The sequence below is a fragment of the Amaricoccus sp. W119 genome, from assembly GCF_047275745.1.
In the GTDB taxonomy this organism is placed as follows: domain Bacteria; phylum Pseudomonadota; class Alphaproteobacteria; order Rhodobacterales; family Rhodobacteraceae; genus Amaricoccus.
Genome location: NZ_JBKQWU010000003.1, coordinates 16,224 through 30,960, shown reverse-complemented (window position 1 = coordinate 30,960; position 14,737 = coordinate 16,224). Strand labels below are relative to the sequence as shown.

Annotated in this window: 15 protein-coding genes; 8 read left to right on the top strand and 7 right to left on the bottom strand. The window is 69.8% G+C overall.

Features of this window, described 5'->3' with window-relative positions:
* Nucleotides 1–151 precede the first annotated feature (151 nt).
* From ACLJK8_RS03165 to tsf, 8 genes are all read left to right on the top strand, one after another.
* A complete protein-coding gene (locus ACLJK8_RS03165) occupies nt 152–913 on the top strand; it encodes a cell wall hydrolase (RefSeq protein WP_413148577.1) in 762 nt (253 codons plus the stop codon).
* Nucleotides 914–1,114: 201 nt separating this feature from the next.
* Nucleotides 1,115–2,029: a dihydroneopterin aldolase gene (locus ACLJK8_RS03160; protein WP_413148575.1), complete on the top strand. Its 915-nt coding sequence runs from the start codon at nt 1,115–1,117 to the stop codon at nt 2,027–2,029.
* A gap of 21 nt (nt 2,030–2,050) precedes the next feature.
* Nucleotides 2,051–2,731, top strand: a complete 681-nt coding sequence (locus tag ACLJK8_RS03155; RefSeq protein WP_413148573.1) for an HAD-IA family hydrolase — start codon at nt 2,051–2,053, stop codon at nt 2,729–2,731.
* Entirely contained in the window at nt 2,728–3,750 is a 1,023-nt protein-coding gene (folP, locus tag ACLJK8_RS03150; RefSeq protein WP_413148571.1) for a dihydropteroate synthase, read from the top strand. The genes ACLJK8_RS03155 and folP overlap by 4 nt, the downstream gene beginning before the upstream one ends.
* Nucleotides 3,751–3,771: 21 nt before the next feature.
* Entirely contained in the window at nt 3,772–5,112 is a 1,341-nt protein-coding gene (gene glmM / locus ACLJK8_RS03145) for a phosphoglucosamine mutase (RefSeq protein ID WP_413148570.1), read from the top strand.
* Between the two features lie 163 nt (nt 5,113–5,275).
* A complete protein-coding gene (locus tag ACLJK8_RS03140; RefSeq protein ID WP_413148568.1) occupies nt 5,276–5,527 on the top strand; it encodes a hypothetical protein in 252 nt (83 codons plus the stop codon).
* Nucleotides 5,528–5,799: 272 nt separating this feature from the next.
* On the top strand, nt 5,800–6,573 hold the full coding sequence (gene rpsB, locus ACLJK8_RS03135; RefSeq protein WP_413148566.1) for a 30S ribosomal protein S2: 774 nt from the start codon (nt 5,800–5,802) through the stop codon (nt 6,571–6,573).
* Between the two features lie 103 nt (nt 6,574–6,676).
* Complete coding sequence (gene tsf, locus ACLJK8_RS03130) at nt 6,677–7,555, top strand: translation elongation factor Ts (RefSeq protein WP_413148565.1); 879 nt, start codon at nt 6,677–6,679, stop codon at nt 7,553–7,555.
* A gap of 153 nt (nt 7,556–7,708) precedes the next feature.
* Here the strand turns inward: tsf and ACLJK8_RS03125 are convergent, their stop codons facing one another.
* The 7 genes from ACLJK8_RS03125 to alr form a co-directional block, all read right to left on the bottom strand.
* Nucleotides 7,709–8,389, bottom strand: coding sequence for an SDR family NAD(P)-dependent oxidoreductase (locus ACLJK8_RS03125; RefSeq protein ID WP_413148563.1), 681 nt, complete (start codon nt 8,387–8,389; stop codon nt 7,709–7,711).
* Complete coding sequence (gene purF / locus ACLJK8_RS03120; RefSeq protein ID WP_413148562.1) at nt 8,386–9,849, bottom strand: amidophosphoribosyltransferase; 1,464 nt, start codon at nt 9,847–9,849, stop codon at nt 8,386–8,388. The genes ACLJK8_RS03125 and purF overlap by 4 nt, the downstream gene beginning before the upstream one ends.
* Nucleotides 9,850–9,982: 133 nt before the next feature.
* A complete protein-coding gene (locus tag ACLJK8_RS03115; protein ID WP_413148560.1) occupies nt 9,983–10,543 on the bottom strand; it encodes a CvpA family protein in 561 nt (186 codons plus the stop codon).
* An 11-nt stretch (nt 10,544–10,554) separates the two neighbouring features.
* A complete protein-coding gene (gene radA, locus ACLJK8_RS03110) occupies nt 10,555–11,961 on the bottom strand; it encodes a DNA repair protein RadA (RefSeq protein WP_413148558.1) in 1,407 nt (468 codons plus the stop codon).
* Between the two features lie 13 nt (nt 11,962–11,974).
* Nucleotides 11,975–12,748 carry an ABC transporter ATP-binding protein gene (locus ACLJK8_RS03105; RefSeq protein WP_413148556.1) on the bottom strand — a complete coding sequence of 258 codons (774 nt, stop codon included), beginning with the start codon at nt 12,746–12,748 and terminating at the stop codon, nt 11,975–11,977.
* Nucleotides 12,748–13,536, bottom strand: a complete 789-nt coding sequence (locus ACLJK8_RS03100; RefSeq protein WP_413148554.1) for an MlaE family ABC transporter permease — start codon at nt 13,534–13,536, stop codon at nt 12,748–12,750. Before ACLJK8_RS03100 ends, ACLJK8_RS03105 begins: the two co-directional genes overlap by 1 nt.
* On the bottom strand, nt 13,533–14,636 hold the full coding sequence (gene alr / locus ACLJK8_RS03095) for an alanine racemase (RefSeq protein ID WP_413148552.1): 1,104 nt from the start codon (nt 14,634–14,636) through the stop codon (nt 13,533–13,535). The genes ACLJK8_RS03100 and alr overlap by 4 nt, the downstream gene beginning before the upstream one ends.
* Nucleotides 14,637–14,737 lie beyond the last annotated feature (101 nt).

Genomic DNA, 14,737 nt, shown 5'->3' with positions numbered 1-14,737 from the left:
TCGCCGAAATCGCAGCCGCGGCGGCTTTTCGCTCATGCAATGTAAACGTTTGGACTTTTGGGGTCCGGATCGGCCACTACGCGGGCTGAGCAAAGTAGCAACACGCATGTGACCGACCGAGCACGAGGCTCGGCCCAAGAGATGGACGCCCATGAACGGCCAGCAAATCCCTGCCCGCCGGCAATCCCTGTTTGTCATCACCGCCAGCCTGCTTCTGGCAGGCCTGATCGCCGTGCCCGGTCTGATCGCCGCGCCCGGCACGGCGCGGGCCGAGGCGACGGCGCCGGTGCCGACCGCCGCCGTCGCCAAGGTGCTGGAGCAGGAGCGCGCGCGGCTCGGGAAGGGGCGGCTCTCCGAACTTGCCAAGGGCGGCGCCGCGGGGGCGCCCAGGGTCGCGACCCGCAATGTCGATCCGGGTTCGGCGCGCGCGCTCGCCGGCGCGGCGGGAAAGAGCAGCCTCAGCTTCGCCGCGCTCGACGCGCTGCCGGAGACGACCGGGGGCAAGGATTGGGAATGTCTCGCCGAGGCGATCTATTTCGAGTCGCGCGGTGAGCCGCTTTCGGGGCAGATCGCCGTCGCCGAGGTGATCCTCAATCGCGTGGACAGTCCCGCCTATCCGAAGACCGTCTGCGGCGTGACGCGGCAGGGGGTCGGCACCGCCGGCCGCGCCTGTCAGTTCTCCTACGCCTGCGATGGCCGGTCCGATGTGATGAACAGCGCCCAGCCGCGCGATCGCGCGCGGAAGCTCGCGACCCTCATGCTCGCCGGGCGCGAGCGTACCGTCACCGATGGCGCGACGCATTTCCACACCACGGCGGTTCGTCCCTCCTGGTCGCGCAAGCTGACCCGCGTCGCCAAGGTCGGGCATCATGTCTTCTACCGCGCCGGCGGGACGCGCGTCGCCTCGAACTGAGACGCGAGGCGCCCTGCCAGCTTGGGCCTGCCGCCAGCCCGCCGCCTTCGGATCGCGCTCGCCGGTCCATCCCTCATCTCCAAGCCGCTGTCGTCCCGAGATCATCGGCGCAACCCTCGGGTATTCCCCCGCGGTTCCCGCTTTCAACCGGTGCCGGGCGGGGCTAACAGGGGGTCGGGAGGAGTTCGCGGGGGGTGGTCCTTGGCAGAGGGTTCGGAAGAGATCGGGCTCGCCTTCGGTCCGCTTGAGGCCCGGGCGCGGGCCATGGCGGAGGGGCGGCCGTGCGATCGGATCGCGGTCCGCGACGACATCCGCGCGGTCGAGATCGGCGCTTTCGGCGAGGAGCGCGGTACGACGCAGCGGCTCCGGTTCAACGTCGTGCTGGAGGTCGCGCCGCACGCGGCGGCGGAGGGCGACGACGTTGACCGCGTGATCTCCTATGACACGATCACCGATGCGATCACGGCCGAGCTGGAGCGGGAGCGGCTGGACCTGCTCGAAACGCTGGCGGAGCGCATCGCCGACCGGACGCTCGCCGACCCGCGCGCGCGCCGTGTCTTCATCAGGATCGAGAAGCTCGACCGCGGAACGGGCTCCCTCGGCGTGGAGATCGTCCGCGCCCGCGCCGATGCCGGAGAAGTTCCGGGGGAGTCGGTGGCGGGCGTGACGCCTCTCGTGATCTATCTCGGTCCCGAGCATCTCGGCGGCCCGCGCGGCACGGCCTGGATCGCCGCGGCGCTTGAACGTCAGGGCCCGCTCGTTCTCTGCGTCGCCCCCGATCCGCCGGAAGCGCTGGCCCGCTCGGAGGCATCGCTGCGTGCCGGACTTCTCTCGATCGATCGCGCGGCCTGGCGGCTGGCCGACCGGGCGCCGGGCTTCGCTGTGGTGGGCTCGCGCACCGAACTCGACTGGGCGCTGGCCCGGCGCCAGCATGTGATCTGGGCGCCCGCGAAGATGGTGCTCGACGCCCGCGCCCGCCCCGGGGCCGACGCGAGCGACCCGCCCCTGCTCGCCAGATGGCTCGCGGAGCGGCTCGGCGCCAGCTTCTCGGCGGCGGGCGGCGCCGCGACCGCGCAGGTGCTCTCCGACCCCGCCGATCTCTCGACCCTTTCCTGACCTCTCAGCCCTGGAGCCGCCATGGCCCGTCTCATCTTCGACCTCGATGGCACGCTCGTCGACTCGCTGCCCGCGATGCTGGCCGCCGCGAACCGCATGCTCGCCGAACTGGGCCGCCCGCCCGTCAGCGCCGAAACCTGCTCGGGCTTCGTCGGCTGGGGCGTGCGGGTCTTGGTGACGCGGCTGCTCGAACATACCGGGGGGGTCCCGGAGAACGGCGTCGAGCCGGCGCTCGCGCGCTATCACGCGCTCTACGGCGCCGATCCCATCACCGGCGTCATCGCCTATCCGGGCGCCGGGGAGGCGCTGAGGGCGCTGGCGGCCGAGGGCCACGGGCTCGCGGTCTGCACGCAGAAGCCGGTGGCGCCGGCGCGGGCGATCCTGACCGGGCTTTCGTTGATGCCGCCGGTGACGGGTCTCACCGGCGGTGACAGCGTTGGTGTGCTGAAGCCCGATCCGCGGATGTTCACCCACGCCGCCGACCAGCTGCCGCCGGGGCCGGCGGTGATGATCGGAGACAGCCTGATCGACGCCCGCGTGGCCGAGGCGGCGGGCGTGCCCTTCGTGATGCGCGCGGGCGGCTATGGCGAACGGCCCGAGGCGGATTTCCCCGTCGCCGGGCAGTTCGCACATTACGATGAGCTTCCGGCACTGATTGCCCGGATCATGGCCCGGATCGTGCCGGCGGAGACCGCGCGATGACCGGTGTCTTCCATCGCCCGATCCCGCTCGTCGGACCACCATGGCCGGAAGGCGCGCTGCCGCTCGCCGGTGGGGCGCTGTTCTTCTCGACAGTGGCTGAGCATAGGCCCGGCCATCCGACCAGGCTCGTCCCGGCCCTGGGCTTGCCCCATGCCGCCCGTGTCAGGCTGACGGCGCCGCGCGCGCCGCTTCTGGGGCTGTCGCTCGACCGGCCGCGGATCATGGGCGTGCTGAACGTCACCCCGGACAGCTTCTCAGACGGAGGCCGGTTCCTCGCCCATGCCGACGCGGTCGCGCGGGCGCGGGCGTTGATCGCCGCGGGAGCCGACATCCTCGACATCGGCGGCGAGTCGACGCGGCCGGGCGCGCATGAAGTGCCGGTCGAGCAGGAGATCGCCCGCGTGGTGCCGGTGATCGAGGCGCTGCGCGAGGACGGCATCGCCGCGCCGATCTCGATCGACACCCGCAAGGCCGCGGTGGCGCGCGCCGCGATCACCGCCGGGGCGGATCTCCTCAACGATGTCTCCGCGCTCGAATACGATCCGGGCAGTCTCGAACTCGCGGCCGGAACGGGCGCCGCCGTCTGTCTGATGCACGCCCAGGGCGATCCGCGCACGATGCAGGAGGCGCCGCGCTACGCCGATGTTCTGGCCGAGGTCCACGCCTATCTCGCCGGGCGCGTGGAGGCCTGCGTCGCCGCGGGGATTCCCCGGTCGCGGATTCTCGTCGATCCCGGCATCGGCTTCGGCAAGACGGCGGAGCACAATCTCGCGCTGATCGACGGGCTCGCAGCCTTCCACGACCTCGGCTGCGCCGTGCTGCTCGGCGTGTCGCGCAAGCGTTTCATCGACGTGATCGGGACGGCGCCGAACCCCGACGACCGGCTGCCGGGCTCGCTCGCCGCCGCGCTGCAGGGTTTGCGGCGGGGCGCGCAGGTGCTACGGGTACATGATGTCGCCGAAACCCGGCAGGCCGTCGCTCTCTGGACGGCGATCGAGGAAGGCGGCGCGAGGCGGTAAGGCGGAAACGGAGCGAGCGGCATGGCGCGGAGATTCTTCGGCACGGACGGGGTGCGCGGCCGCGCGAACGACGACCCGATGACGGCGGAAATGGCGCTCCGTCTCGGACAGGCGGCGGGCCGCTTCTTCAAGACCGGCGGCCACGCGCATCGCGCGGTGATCGGCAAGGACACCCGGCGCTCCGGCTACATGATCGAGAACGCGCTGACGGCGGGTTTCACCTCGGTCGGCATGGATGTCTTCCTCGTCGGCCCGGTGCCGACGCCGGCGGTGGGCTTTCTCGCGCATTCGATGCGCGCCGATCTCGGCGTCATGATCTCGGCCTCGCACAATCCTTTCCAGGACAACGGCATCAAGTTCTTCGGCCCGGACGGGTTCAAGCTCTCGGACGAGGACGAGGAGGCGATCGAGGCGCTGCTCGACGCGGCGCCCTCGCTGGCGGAACCGGGGCAGATCGGCCGCGCCACCCGGATCGACGACGGCCGCGGCCGCTACATGGAATTCGCCAAGACGACCTTCCCGCGCGGCCAGCGGCTCGACGGGCTGAAGGTCGTGGTCGACTGTGCGAACGGGGCGGCCTATCGCACGGCCCCCGACGTGCTCTGGGAGCTTGGCGCCGAGGTCGTGACCCTCGCCGCGCGGCCGAACGGCTTCAACATCAACGACGGCTGCGGCTCCACGCATCCGGAACTCGCGTCGCGGGCCGTGGTCGAGCACGGCGCCGATCTCGGGATCAGTCTCGACGGCGATGCCGACCGGGTGATGATCATCGACGAGACCGGCGCGGTGGCCGACGGCGACCAGATCATGGCGCTGATCGCCGACCGCTGGGGCGCTGCCGGACGCCTCGCGAGCGGCACGCTGGTCGCGACCGTGATGTCGAACCTCGGCCTCGAGCGCCATCTCGCCACCCAGGGCCTGCGACTCTTGCGCACGGCCGTGGGCGATCGCTACGTGGTCGAGGCGATGCGGGCCGGCGGCTACAATCTCGGCGGCGAACAGTCCGGCCATATCGTGATGACCGATTATGTCACCACCGGGGACGGGCTGATCGCCGCGCTGCAGTTCCTGAGCGCGATGGTCGAGACCGGGCAGCGGGCGAGCGAACTGGCGCGGGTCTTCCAGCCCTTCCCGCAGCTCTTGCGTAACGTCCGCTATCGCAAGGGCGCGGCTCCGCTGGAGGCCGAGAGCGTCCGGGCGGCGATCGCGGCGGCGGAGGCGCGGATGGACGGCCACGGCCGGCTGGTGATCCGCAAGTCGGGTACCGAGCCCCTCGTGCGCATCATGGGCGAATGCGAGGACCCGGGGCTCCTGCGCGAGATCCTCGACGAGATCGAGGCCGAGGCCGTCAAGTTCGCCTGATCCACCCGCGATCTTCTTCTTTCAGTGGAACTTTTCCCCGCCATCGCAGTTTAGATGCGACTGCTAACAGGAGGCGACGCCGGGCAACGGCCACCTTCCATGGTCGGCATGAGACTGAAGAAGAGGGAAAAGAATGAGACGTTCCGTGAACAGAATGGCCGCCATGGCCCTTGTCGTCGCCGCTCCGCTCGCGATCGCCGCCTGCGCCGCGCCGCCGACCGACATGAGCCGCGTCGAGGCCGAGGTCAACACCGACCTCGCCCAGAACGGCATCAGCGGCGTGGACGTGACCACGCTGACCCTGAAGCAGCTTCAGGAGATCAAGCTGGTCGCCGGCAGCCCGGCCGACCGGGCGTCCAAGCAGAACCAGATCTCGGCGATCATCAATCGCGCGCCTGGCTCGCAGGCGGACTGAGCCCGCGAGACGACCGAAACGCCGAATGCCATCAGGAGGGCGGTCCCGCGGGGCCGCCCTCTTTCGTCGCCCGTGATCCCCGGCGCGTGCGTCGGGGATCACGGGGGGAGGGGCGGGCTTGCGTTCCCCCGCGAAAGGCTCTATGGGCGGCGCATTCAATTCCACAGGCGGGGGCGCGGCGCCCCGGGGGAGACATCCCCGGGTCGTCCACCGGTTGGGTCCGAAGGGCTCTTCTCCCCGTCCGAGGCGAAAACCGGAAAGGAAAGACGGTAATGGCTCTTCCCGAGTTCACTCTGCGTCAGCTTCTCGAAGCCGGCGTGCACTTCGGTCACCAGACGCATCGCTGGAACCCGCGCATGGGTCCCTACATCTACGGCGACCGCAACGGCATCCACATCATCGACCTGACGCAGACCGTGCCCCTGCTCGACCAGGCGCTGATGGCGGTGCGCGACTCGGTCGCGAAGGGTGGCCGCGTGCTCTTCGTCGGCACCAAGCGCCAGGCGCAGAAGGCCGTCGCCGACGCCGCCGAACGCTCGGCGCAGTATTTCATGAACCACCGCTGGCTCGGCGGCACGCTCACGAACTGGAAGACGGTCTCGAACTCGATCGCGCGGCTGCGGGCGATCGACGAGAAGCTCGAATCCGGCGCGAGCGGCCTCACGAAGAAGGAGCGGCTGAACCTCGAGCGCGAGCAGGAGAAGCTGCAGAAGTCGCTCGGCGGCATCCGCGAGATGGGCGGCGTTCCCGACCTCATCTTCGTGATCGACACCAACAAGGAGGATCTCGCGATCCTCGAGGCGAAGAAGCTCGGCATCCCGGTCATCGCGGTCGTGGATTCGAATTCCTCGCCGGACGGCATCGACTACCCGATCCCGGGCAACGACGACGCGGCCCGCGCGATCTCGCTCTATTGCGACCTGATCGCCCGCGCGGCGATCGACGGCATGGCCGCCCAGATGGGCGCGGCCGGCGTCGATATCGGGGCGATGGAAGAGGCGCCGGTCGAGGAATTCGCCGAGGAGCCGAACCCGGCCGAGGCGTAAGCCATCATGTGACCGTCGCGGCGCGGGGATAGGCTCCGCCGCCGCGGCCGCTCGCGGCGCCGGCCCTCTCGCCGGCGTCGATGTTAATTGAGGGAGAGCGATGATGACGACGATCACCGCGACGATGGTGAAGGAACTGCGCGACGCTACGGGCGCGGGGATGATGGATGCCAAGAAGGCGCTGACCGAGACGGGCGGCGACATGGATGCGTCGGTCGACTGGCTGCGGACCAAGGGTCTCGCCAAGGCCGCGAAGAAGTCGGGCCGGACCGCCGCCGAGGGTCTCGTCGGCGTGGCCGTGAAGGGCGGCGTCGGGGTGATCGTCGAGGTGAACTCGGAGACCGATTTCGTCGCGCGCAACTCGGACTTCCAGGCGACCGTGCGCGCGATCGCCGAGGTGGCGACCGAGGTCTCCGACATCGAGGCGCTGAAGGGCGCGAAGCTCGGCGACAAGACGGTCGAGGAGACCGTGACCGAGAAGATCGCGACCATCGGCGAGAACCTTCACGTCCGCCGCATGGTGGCCGTCGAGGGCGAAACCGTCGCCTCCTATGTCCACAATGCCGTGGCCGACGGGCTCGGCAAGATCGGTGTCGTCGTCGCCCTGAAGGGCACGGATAACGGGATCGGCAAGCAGATCGCGATGCATGTCGCGGCGACCTCGCCCGCCTCGCTCTCCGAGGCCGACCTCGACCCGGCGCTCGTCGAGCGCGAGAAGGCCGTCCTGACCGAGCAGGCCCGCGAGAGCGGCAAGCCCGAGGGCGTGATCGAGAAGATGATCGTCGGCCGCATGAACAAGTTCTTCGAGGAGGTCACGCTCCTGAAGCAGAAGTTCGTGATGAACCCGGACATCACCGTCGGACAGGCGGCGAAGGACGCGGGCGTCGAGATCGTCGAATTCGCCCGGCTCGCCGTGGGCGAAGGCATCGAGAAGGACCCCGACGATTTCGCCGCCGAGGTCGCGAAGACCGCCGGTCGCTGATCGGGGCGCTGATCGGGCCGCCGATCCCCGGGCGATCCCGCCCGGACTGATGCGAAAGACCCCGCCGATGATCGGCGGGGTCTTGTTTTTTCGGAACGCCCGGCCTTCCGAGCACCGGCTGAATGCGCTCGTGCCAACCGGAGAGGATCGGTGTCAGCCGCCCGGGACAGGCGCCGGCGCTTCGACGAGTTCGAGCAGGCGGGCGGCCTCCTCGGCGCAGGGGGTCAGGCTCGACGTGTTCTCGCCTGGAAAGAACCGGGCGCGGAGCGCGGTCGGCATCGGGCGCGGCTGGAACAGCGACACCTTCGGGCCGATCCGCGCCGTCTCGACCGCCCAGGAGCGCACCAGAGCCTCCGCCGCCGCCTTGCCGGCGCCATAGGAACCGTGGTTCGGCTGGCCCGCGCGATCGTCCGTCACATGGATGAAATGGCCCGAGGCCGCGGCGCGCAGCAGTGGCTGCGCCATGGTGATGAGCCGTTCGGTCGCGCGCAGGTTCACCTCGATCGCCTGATCGAAATCCTTGTCGGCGATATGCGCGGCCGGTGCGAGCGGCGGCGCGTTGGCGGCGCAGTGCACGGCGAGATCGACCCGCCCCCAGCGCTCGTGGATCGCGAGGCAGAGCCGCGCCAGCCCCTCCGTGTCGGTGATCGAGAGCGGCACCAGCGTCGGCGCCGGACCGCCGTCGCTCTCGATCGCATCGGCGAGTTCCTCCAGTCCCCCGACGGTGCGCGCGACCGCCACGACATGATGGCCGCGCGCACCAAGCGCGCGGGCGACGGCGTAGCCGAGACCCCGGCTGGCGCCGGTCACGAGGGCGATGGGGGCCTCGCTCACGCGACGACCTTGAGCTTGAACCCGTGGTCGATCATGTCGGAGGGACGGATCGGGTATTCGCCCGAGAAACAGGCGTCGCAGAATTGCGGATCACCCGCATCGCGGCCCTCGGCGGCGCCGCAGGCGCGGTAAAGGCCATCGAGCGAGATGAACCGCAGGCTGTCGACGCCGAGGTAGGCGCGGATCTCTTCCTCGCTCTTGCTCGCGGCGATGAGCTTGGAGCGGTCGGGTGTATCGACGCCGTAGAAGCAGGGCCACATGGTGGGCGGCGAGGCGATGCGGAAATGGACCTCCGCCGCGCCCGCGTCGATGATCATGTCGCGGATCTTCTGGCTCGTGGTGCCGCGCACCACCGAGTCGTCGACGAGGACGACGCGCTTGCCCGCGATCACCGCGCGGTTGACGTTGAGCTTGAGGCGCACGCCCATGTTGCGGATCTGCTCGGTCGGCTCGATGAAGGTCCGGCCCATGTACTGGTTGCGGATGATCCCCATCGCATAGGGAATGCCCGACTGCTGCGAGAAGCCGATCGCCGCCGGTGTGCCGCTGTCGGGAACCGGGCAGACCAGATCGGCCTCGACCGGGGCTTCCTTCGCCAGTTCCTCGCCGATCCGGCGCCGGGTCTCGTAGACCGACTGGCCGCCGATCACGCTGTCGGGGCGGGAGAAGTAGACGTATTCGAAGACGCAGAACCTGGGCTTCACCTTCTGGAACGGGAAGAAGCTCTCCACGCCCTCGGTGGTGCAGATCACCATCTCGCCCGGCTCGACCTCGCGTTCGAAGCTCGCGCCGATGATGTCGAGCGCGCAGGTCTCGGAGGCGAGCACCCAGCCGGTCTCGCCGACCCGGCCCAGCATCAGCGGCCGCACGCCGAGCGCGTCGCGCACCCCGATCAGTTTCGAGCGCGTCATCGCGATGACGGAGAAGGCGCCCTCGACCCGGCGAAGCGCGTCCTTGATCCGCTCTGGTATCGTTTTCTGGATCGAACGCGCCATCAGGTGGATGATGCACTCGGTGTCGGAGCCCGACTGGAAGATCGAACCGTGCTGGATCAGCTCCTCGCGGAGCGCGACGGCATTGGTGAGATTGCCGTTATGCGCGATGGCGCAGCCGCCCATGGCGAATTCCGCGAAGAGCGGCTGCACGTCGCGAATCGCCGTCGTGCCTTTGGAGCCGGCGGTGGAGTAGCGCACATGGCCGATGGCGAGGCTGCCCGGCAGCGTTTCCATCAGCGAGGCCTTGGTGAAATTGTCACGCACGTAACCGAAGCGGCGCGCCTCCGAGAAGCCCGCCTCGTGGTCGTATGAGACGATGCCCCCGGCTTCCTGGCCGCGATGCTGCAGCGCATGAAGGCCGAGAGCGACGAAGTTCGCGGCGTCCTGGACGCCAACCACGCCGAAGATGCCGCATTCCTCATGCAGCTCGTCGTCGTCGAATGGATGAGACAACACTGTTCGCACCGCCCTGAGTCTCGGGATCGGGTCGCTATATAGGGCGGTGTCGCGGGAATGTCACCCGGACCAAGCGACACGGATTGTCTCCGGATCGCGGCGGATTGTTCTCGGACAGGTTCGACCTCGAGCGGGGCTGGTCTCAGGCGGGGCGGGCGCAGTTCGCGGTCAGGAGCTCGTAGCGCTCGACCACCCAGGAGAGCGCCGCGGGCGCGTCCTCTGTCAGCCGCCGCTGCGTGGCGTCGAGCACCGCGCTGCTGCGGCTGTTGTCGACCATCGGGATGCCGCCCGAGCCGCCGAGCACCTGATTGTAGACGACGAGCGCGATGATCACGAGCAGGAAGCCGCGCGCCACGCCGAAGAGCAGGCCGAGCCCCTGATCGATCGGCCCGATCGCGGAATTTTGTACGACGCCGGCGAGAAACGGCGTGAAGAACGAGACGACGACCAGTGCCAGCGCGAAGACCGCCGCGAAGCCCGCGAGCAGGCCAAGCTCGCAGTTCGTGCCCAGAACGTCGCGCAGCACCGGGATCTCGCGCATCAGCGGATCGACGGCCGGGGCGAAGGCGAAGGCCGCGATCGCGGCCACGACCCAGCCGGTGATCGAGAGCATCTCCCGCACGAGGCCCCGCGCATAGGCGAGAATGGCGGAGAGGATGATGACGGCGAGCACGATGCCGTCGACAAGAGTGAAACCGTCCATCCCTCGATACCCTAACCGTCCCCAGGTACTCGTTTTACGGGTTCCGATCGCGCGGGCCCGAAACACTTCTCTATGAAGCCGGCGAGGTTCGCAACCGTCTCCATGGCGAGACCGCTCGCCGCGGGCAGTTTCGACCCTTTGGGCGCATAGGCGCCGCCGAAGCCGAGTTTGGCCGCCTCGCGGAGCCTGGCTTCGCCCTGCGCGATCGGGCGGAGCGCGCCCGAGAGGCTGATTTCTCCGAAGACGACCAGATCGGCCGGCAGCGCGATGCCCTCGCGGGCGGAGACGAGCGCGGCCGCGACGGCGAGGTCGGCGGCGGGTTCGGAGATCCGGAGCCCGCCCGCGATGTTGAGATAGACATCGAGCCCGGCGAATCCGACGCCGCAGCGGGATTCGAGCACGGCGAGCACGGTCGCGAGCCGGCCCTGATCCCAGCCGACCACCGCGCGTCTGGGCGTGCCGAGTACCGAGGGCGCGACGAGGGCCTGCACCTCGACGAGCAGGGGGCGCGTCCCCTCGATCCCGGCGAAGACGACCGAGCCCGGCGAGGCGGCGCCGCGTTCCGAGAGGAAGAGCGTGGAAGGGTTCGCGACTTCGGCGAGCCCGGCGCCGGTCATCTCGAAGACGCCGATCTCGTCGGCCGGCCCGAAGCGGTTCTTGACCGAGCGGAGGATGCGGAACTGGTGACCCCGCTCGCCCTCGAAATAGAGCACGGTATCGACCATGTGCTCGACCACGCGCGGTCCCGCGATCTGGCCCTCCTTGGTCACATGGCCGACGAGGATGACCGCCGTGCCCCGGCGCTTGGCGAAGCTGACGAGTTCATGCGCGGCGGCGCGGACCTGGGCGACCGAGCCGGGCGCGCTCTCGACGTGATCGGCCCACATGGTCTGGATCGAATCGATGATCGCGACCGAGGGGCGTTCGGCTTCGAGCGTGGTCAGGATGTCGCGCAGATTGGTCTCGGCGGCGAGCCGGATCGGCGCGTCCGAAAGCCCGAGCCGGGCCGCGCGCATCCGGATCTGCGCCGAAGCCTCCTCGCCCGAGACATAGATCGGCGCGGGACCGCGCCCCGCGCGCGCGAAGGCGGCCGCCGCCTGCAGGAGCAGCGTCGACTTGCCGATGCCCGGGTCGCCCCCGACCAGCACCGCCGAGGCGGGGACGAGTCCGCCGCCGAGCACCCGGTCGAGTTCCGCGATCCCCGAAAGCGTCCGGGGCGGCTCCGGCTCGGCATGGGAGAGGTCCGAGAGCACGACCGGCCGCCCCCGCGCAGCCCCGAGCGATTTCGCAGGACCCGGCGCCAGCCCCGCGTCCTCCACGATCGAATTCCACACCCCGCAGGCATCGCACCGGCCGGACCATTTCGCATGGGTGGCGCCGCATTCGACGCAGGCATAGCGGGGAGCGCGGGCGGCCATACCGCTCGGCGCCTCAGCGGATCGCCGCGATCGGCCCCGTGGCGCGGCCGTGGATGAACTGGTCGAGATAGGGGTCGGTGGCATCGTCCATCTCGCCGACCGGACCGTGCCAGCGCACCTTGCCATCGTGCAGCATCGCCACGTTGTCCGCGACCGTGCGCACCGTGGTCATGTCATGGGTGATCGTCACCGCGGTCGCGCCCATCTCGGTCACCAACTCGCGGATCAGGTCGTTGATCACCCCCGCCATGATCGGATCGAGACCGGCCGTCGGCTCGTCGAAGAAGATCACATGCGGGTCGGTCGCGATGGCGCGGGCGAGGCCGACGCGCTTCTGCATGCCGCCCGAAAGCTCCGCCGGGAAGAGATCCGCCGTCTCGGGCCCGAGGCCGACGCGGGCGAGCTTGGCGATCGCGCGGTCCCGCGCCTCCTGTTTCGAGAGCGCGAACGGCTTGCGGCGCAGCCGGAAGCCGACGTTCTGCCAGACGGTGAGGCTGTCGAAGAGCGCGCCGCCCTGGAACAGCATCCCGAAATCGTTGAGGAAGGCCTCGCGGTCGGTCTTCTCGATCGGCGTGCCGTCGATCAGCACCTGGCCCCGTTCGGGGGTCATGATGCCGAGCATGCATTTCAGCGTGACGGACTTGCCGGTGCCCGAGCCGCCGATGATGACGAGGCTCTCGCCCCGGGTCACGGCGAGGTTGACGCCGGCGAGCACCGTCTTCGGGCCGAAGGACTTGTGCACGTCGACGAGCGCGATCCTGGGCGTGGTTGATACGGGTCCGGACATCAGAAGAACGCCTGCGTCAGCATGTAGTTGGCGGCGAGGATCAGGATCGAGGAGGAGACGACCGCGTTGGTGGTCGCCTGACCCACCCCGAGCGCGCCCCGGCCGGAATTGTAGCCGTGGTAGCAGCCCATCAGGCCGAGGATGAAGCCGAAGGTCCCGGCCTTCACGAGGCTGGAGACGACGCTGATCTGGTCGATATAGTCGAGCGTGTTGCGGATATAGGCGCCCGGATTGAAGCCGAAGGTCCCGACCGCGATCAGATAGCCGCCGAAGATGCCGATGACATTCGCGACCGCGACGAGCAGCGGCAGAGCGACGAAGGCGGCGAGGACGCGCGGCAGCACGAGGTACTTCATCGGGTCGGTCGAAAGCGTGGTCAGCGCGTCGATCTGCTCCGTCACGCGCATCGTGCCGATCTCGGCCGCGATCGAGGAGGAGATCCGGCCCGCGACCATGAGACCAGCGAGAACGGGGCCGAGCTCGCGCACGATGCCGATCGCCACGACCGAGGGCACCAGCGTCTCGCTGGCGATCTGGCCGCCCCCCGCCTTGATCTGGAGCGCGAGCGCGGCGCCGGTGAAGAGCGCGGTCATGCCGACGACCGGCAGCGAGAAATAGCCGATGGAGAGCATCTGCCGCGCGAATTCCACCGGATAATACGGCGGACGCAGCAGGTGCGAGAGTGTCTGGACCGCGAAGAGCGTGATCCGTCCCGTCGCGTTCAGGAGCGCGAGGACGGACCGGCCGACGGAGGCCAGGAAACCGAAAACGATGATACCAGGGTTCATGCGGGGTCCAATGGCAGGGCGGCGCCGTTGTAGACGCGTTCGTACCGGTCGCCAAGGGCCGTCAGTATCTCGTAACCGATGGTGCCGGCGGCGCTCGCGAGATCGTCAACACCCTGACGCGCGTTCAGAATTTCGAGGCGCGGCGGCACCGAGGCGAGCTCGGTGACATCGACGGTGATGAGGTCCATCGAGACCCGGCCGATCATCGGACAGGCTACGTCGCCCGCGTAGAGGAAGATGCCCGTCGCCTCGATACGACCGCCGATCCCACCCCCGATCCCGCCCCCGATGGCTCTCAGCAGGCCGTCGGCGTATCCGCCCGAGACCGTGGCCACGACGGACGGCCGCTCCGCGATCCAGGCGGCGCCATAGCCGACGGCCTCGCCGGGCTCGACGGCGCGGGTCTGGATGACCGGCAGCGCGAGGCGGACCACGGGCCGGGCGGCCGCGAAGGGCAGACCGCCGAATAGGCCGACGCCCGGCCGGACGAGATCGAAATGCCAGCCGGGGCCGAGCAGGATGCCGGGCGTCGCCGCGAGGCTCCGCGGGATGCCGGGCAGCAGGGCGGAGCCGGCGGCGAATCGCTCGAGCTGGAGCGTGTTGCGCGGGTGAGGCAGGTCGGCGCAGGCGAGATGGCTCATCACCAGATCGGGCCGGAGCGCGCGCAGTCGTTCGGCGCAGGCGGAGAGGTCGGCGGGGGCGAAGCCGAGGCGCTGCATGCCGCTGTCGATCTGGACCGAGCAGGGCGCCCCGGCGAGGTCCGATTCGAATTCGCCCAGTTGCTCCGGGCTGTTGAGGCAGGGCGTCAGCGCCGCTTCGCGGCAGAGGGCGGCGTCCCCCGGCATCAGCCCGCTCAGGACCCGGATCGACGGGCCGGGGCCGATCGCGGCGCGGAGCGCGGCGCCTTCCTCGGCGAGCGCGACGAAGAAGGACCGGACGCCGGCCGCGCGGAGCGCCGGCCCGACCCGGGCGGTGCCGAGCCCGTAGGCATCCGCCTTGAGGACGGCCGCGGCCTCCACCCGGGGCCCGGCGATCGCCGCGAGCGCGCGCCAGTTCGCCGTGATGGCGTCGAGATCGATGGTCAGGCTAGCACGCGCCACGTTCAGTCTCCCCTCGCCAGATCGGGACACTGGGAACGATGCCGGGCCGAGCGTCAAGGCCGCGTGCCCCGGCTCCGCGCGCCTGTGGTGGGCGCTCCGCC

Coding starts and splice junctions, on each gene's coding strand:
- ACLJK8_RS03165 (WP_413148577.1), top strand. CDS start 152: ATGAACGGCCAGCAAATCCCTGCCCGCCGGCAATCCCTGTTTGTCATC.
- ACLJK8_RS03155 (WP_413148573.1), top strand. CDS start 2,051: ATGGCCCGTCTCATCTTCGACCTCGATGGCACGCTCGTCGACTCGCTG.
- folP (WP_413148571.1), top strand. CDS start 2,728: ATGACCGGTGTCTTCCATCGCCCGATCCCGCTCGTCGGACCACCATGG.
- glmM (WP_413148570.1), top strand. CDS start 3,772: ATGGCGCGGAGATTCTTCGGCACGGACGGGGTGCGCGGCCGCGCGAAC.
- ACLJK8_RS03140 (WP_413148568.1), top strand. CDS start 5,276: ATGGCCCTTGTCGTCGCCGCTCCGCTCGCGATCGCCGCCTGCGCCGCG.
- rpsB (WP_413148566.1), top strand. CDS start 5,800: ATGGCTCTTCCCGAGTTCACTCTGCGTCAGCTTCTCGAAGCCGGCGTG.
- tsf (WP_413148565.1), top strand. CDS start 6,677: ATGACGACGATCACCGCGACGATGGTGAAGGAACTGCGCGACGCTACG.
- ACLJK8_RS03115 (WP_413148560.1), bottom strand. CDS start 10,543: ATGGACGGTTTCACTCTTGTCGACGGCATCGTGCTCGCCGTCATCATC.
- radA (WP_413148558.1), bottom strand. CDS start 11,961: ATGGCCGCCCGCGCTCCCCGCTATGCCTGCGTCGAATGCGGCGCCACC.
- ACLJK8_RS03105 (WP_413148556.1), bottom strand. CDS start 12,748: ATGTCCGGACCCGTATCAACCACGCCCAGGATCGCGCTCGTCGACGTG.
- ACLJK8_RS03100 (WP_413148554.1), bottom strand. CDS start 13,536: ATGAACCCTGGTATCATCGTTTTCGGTTTCCTGGCCTCCGTCGGCCGG.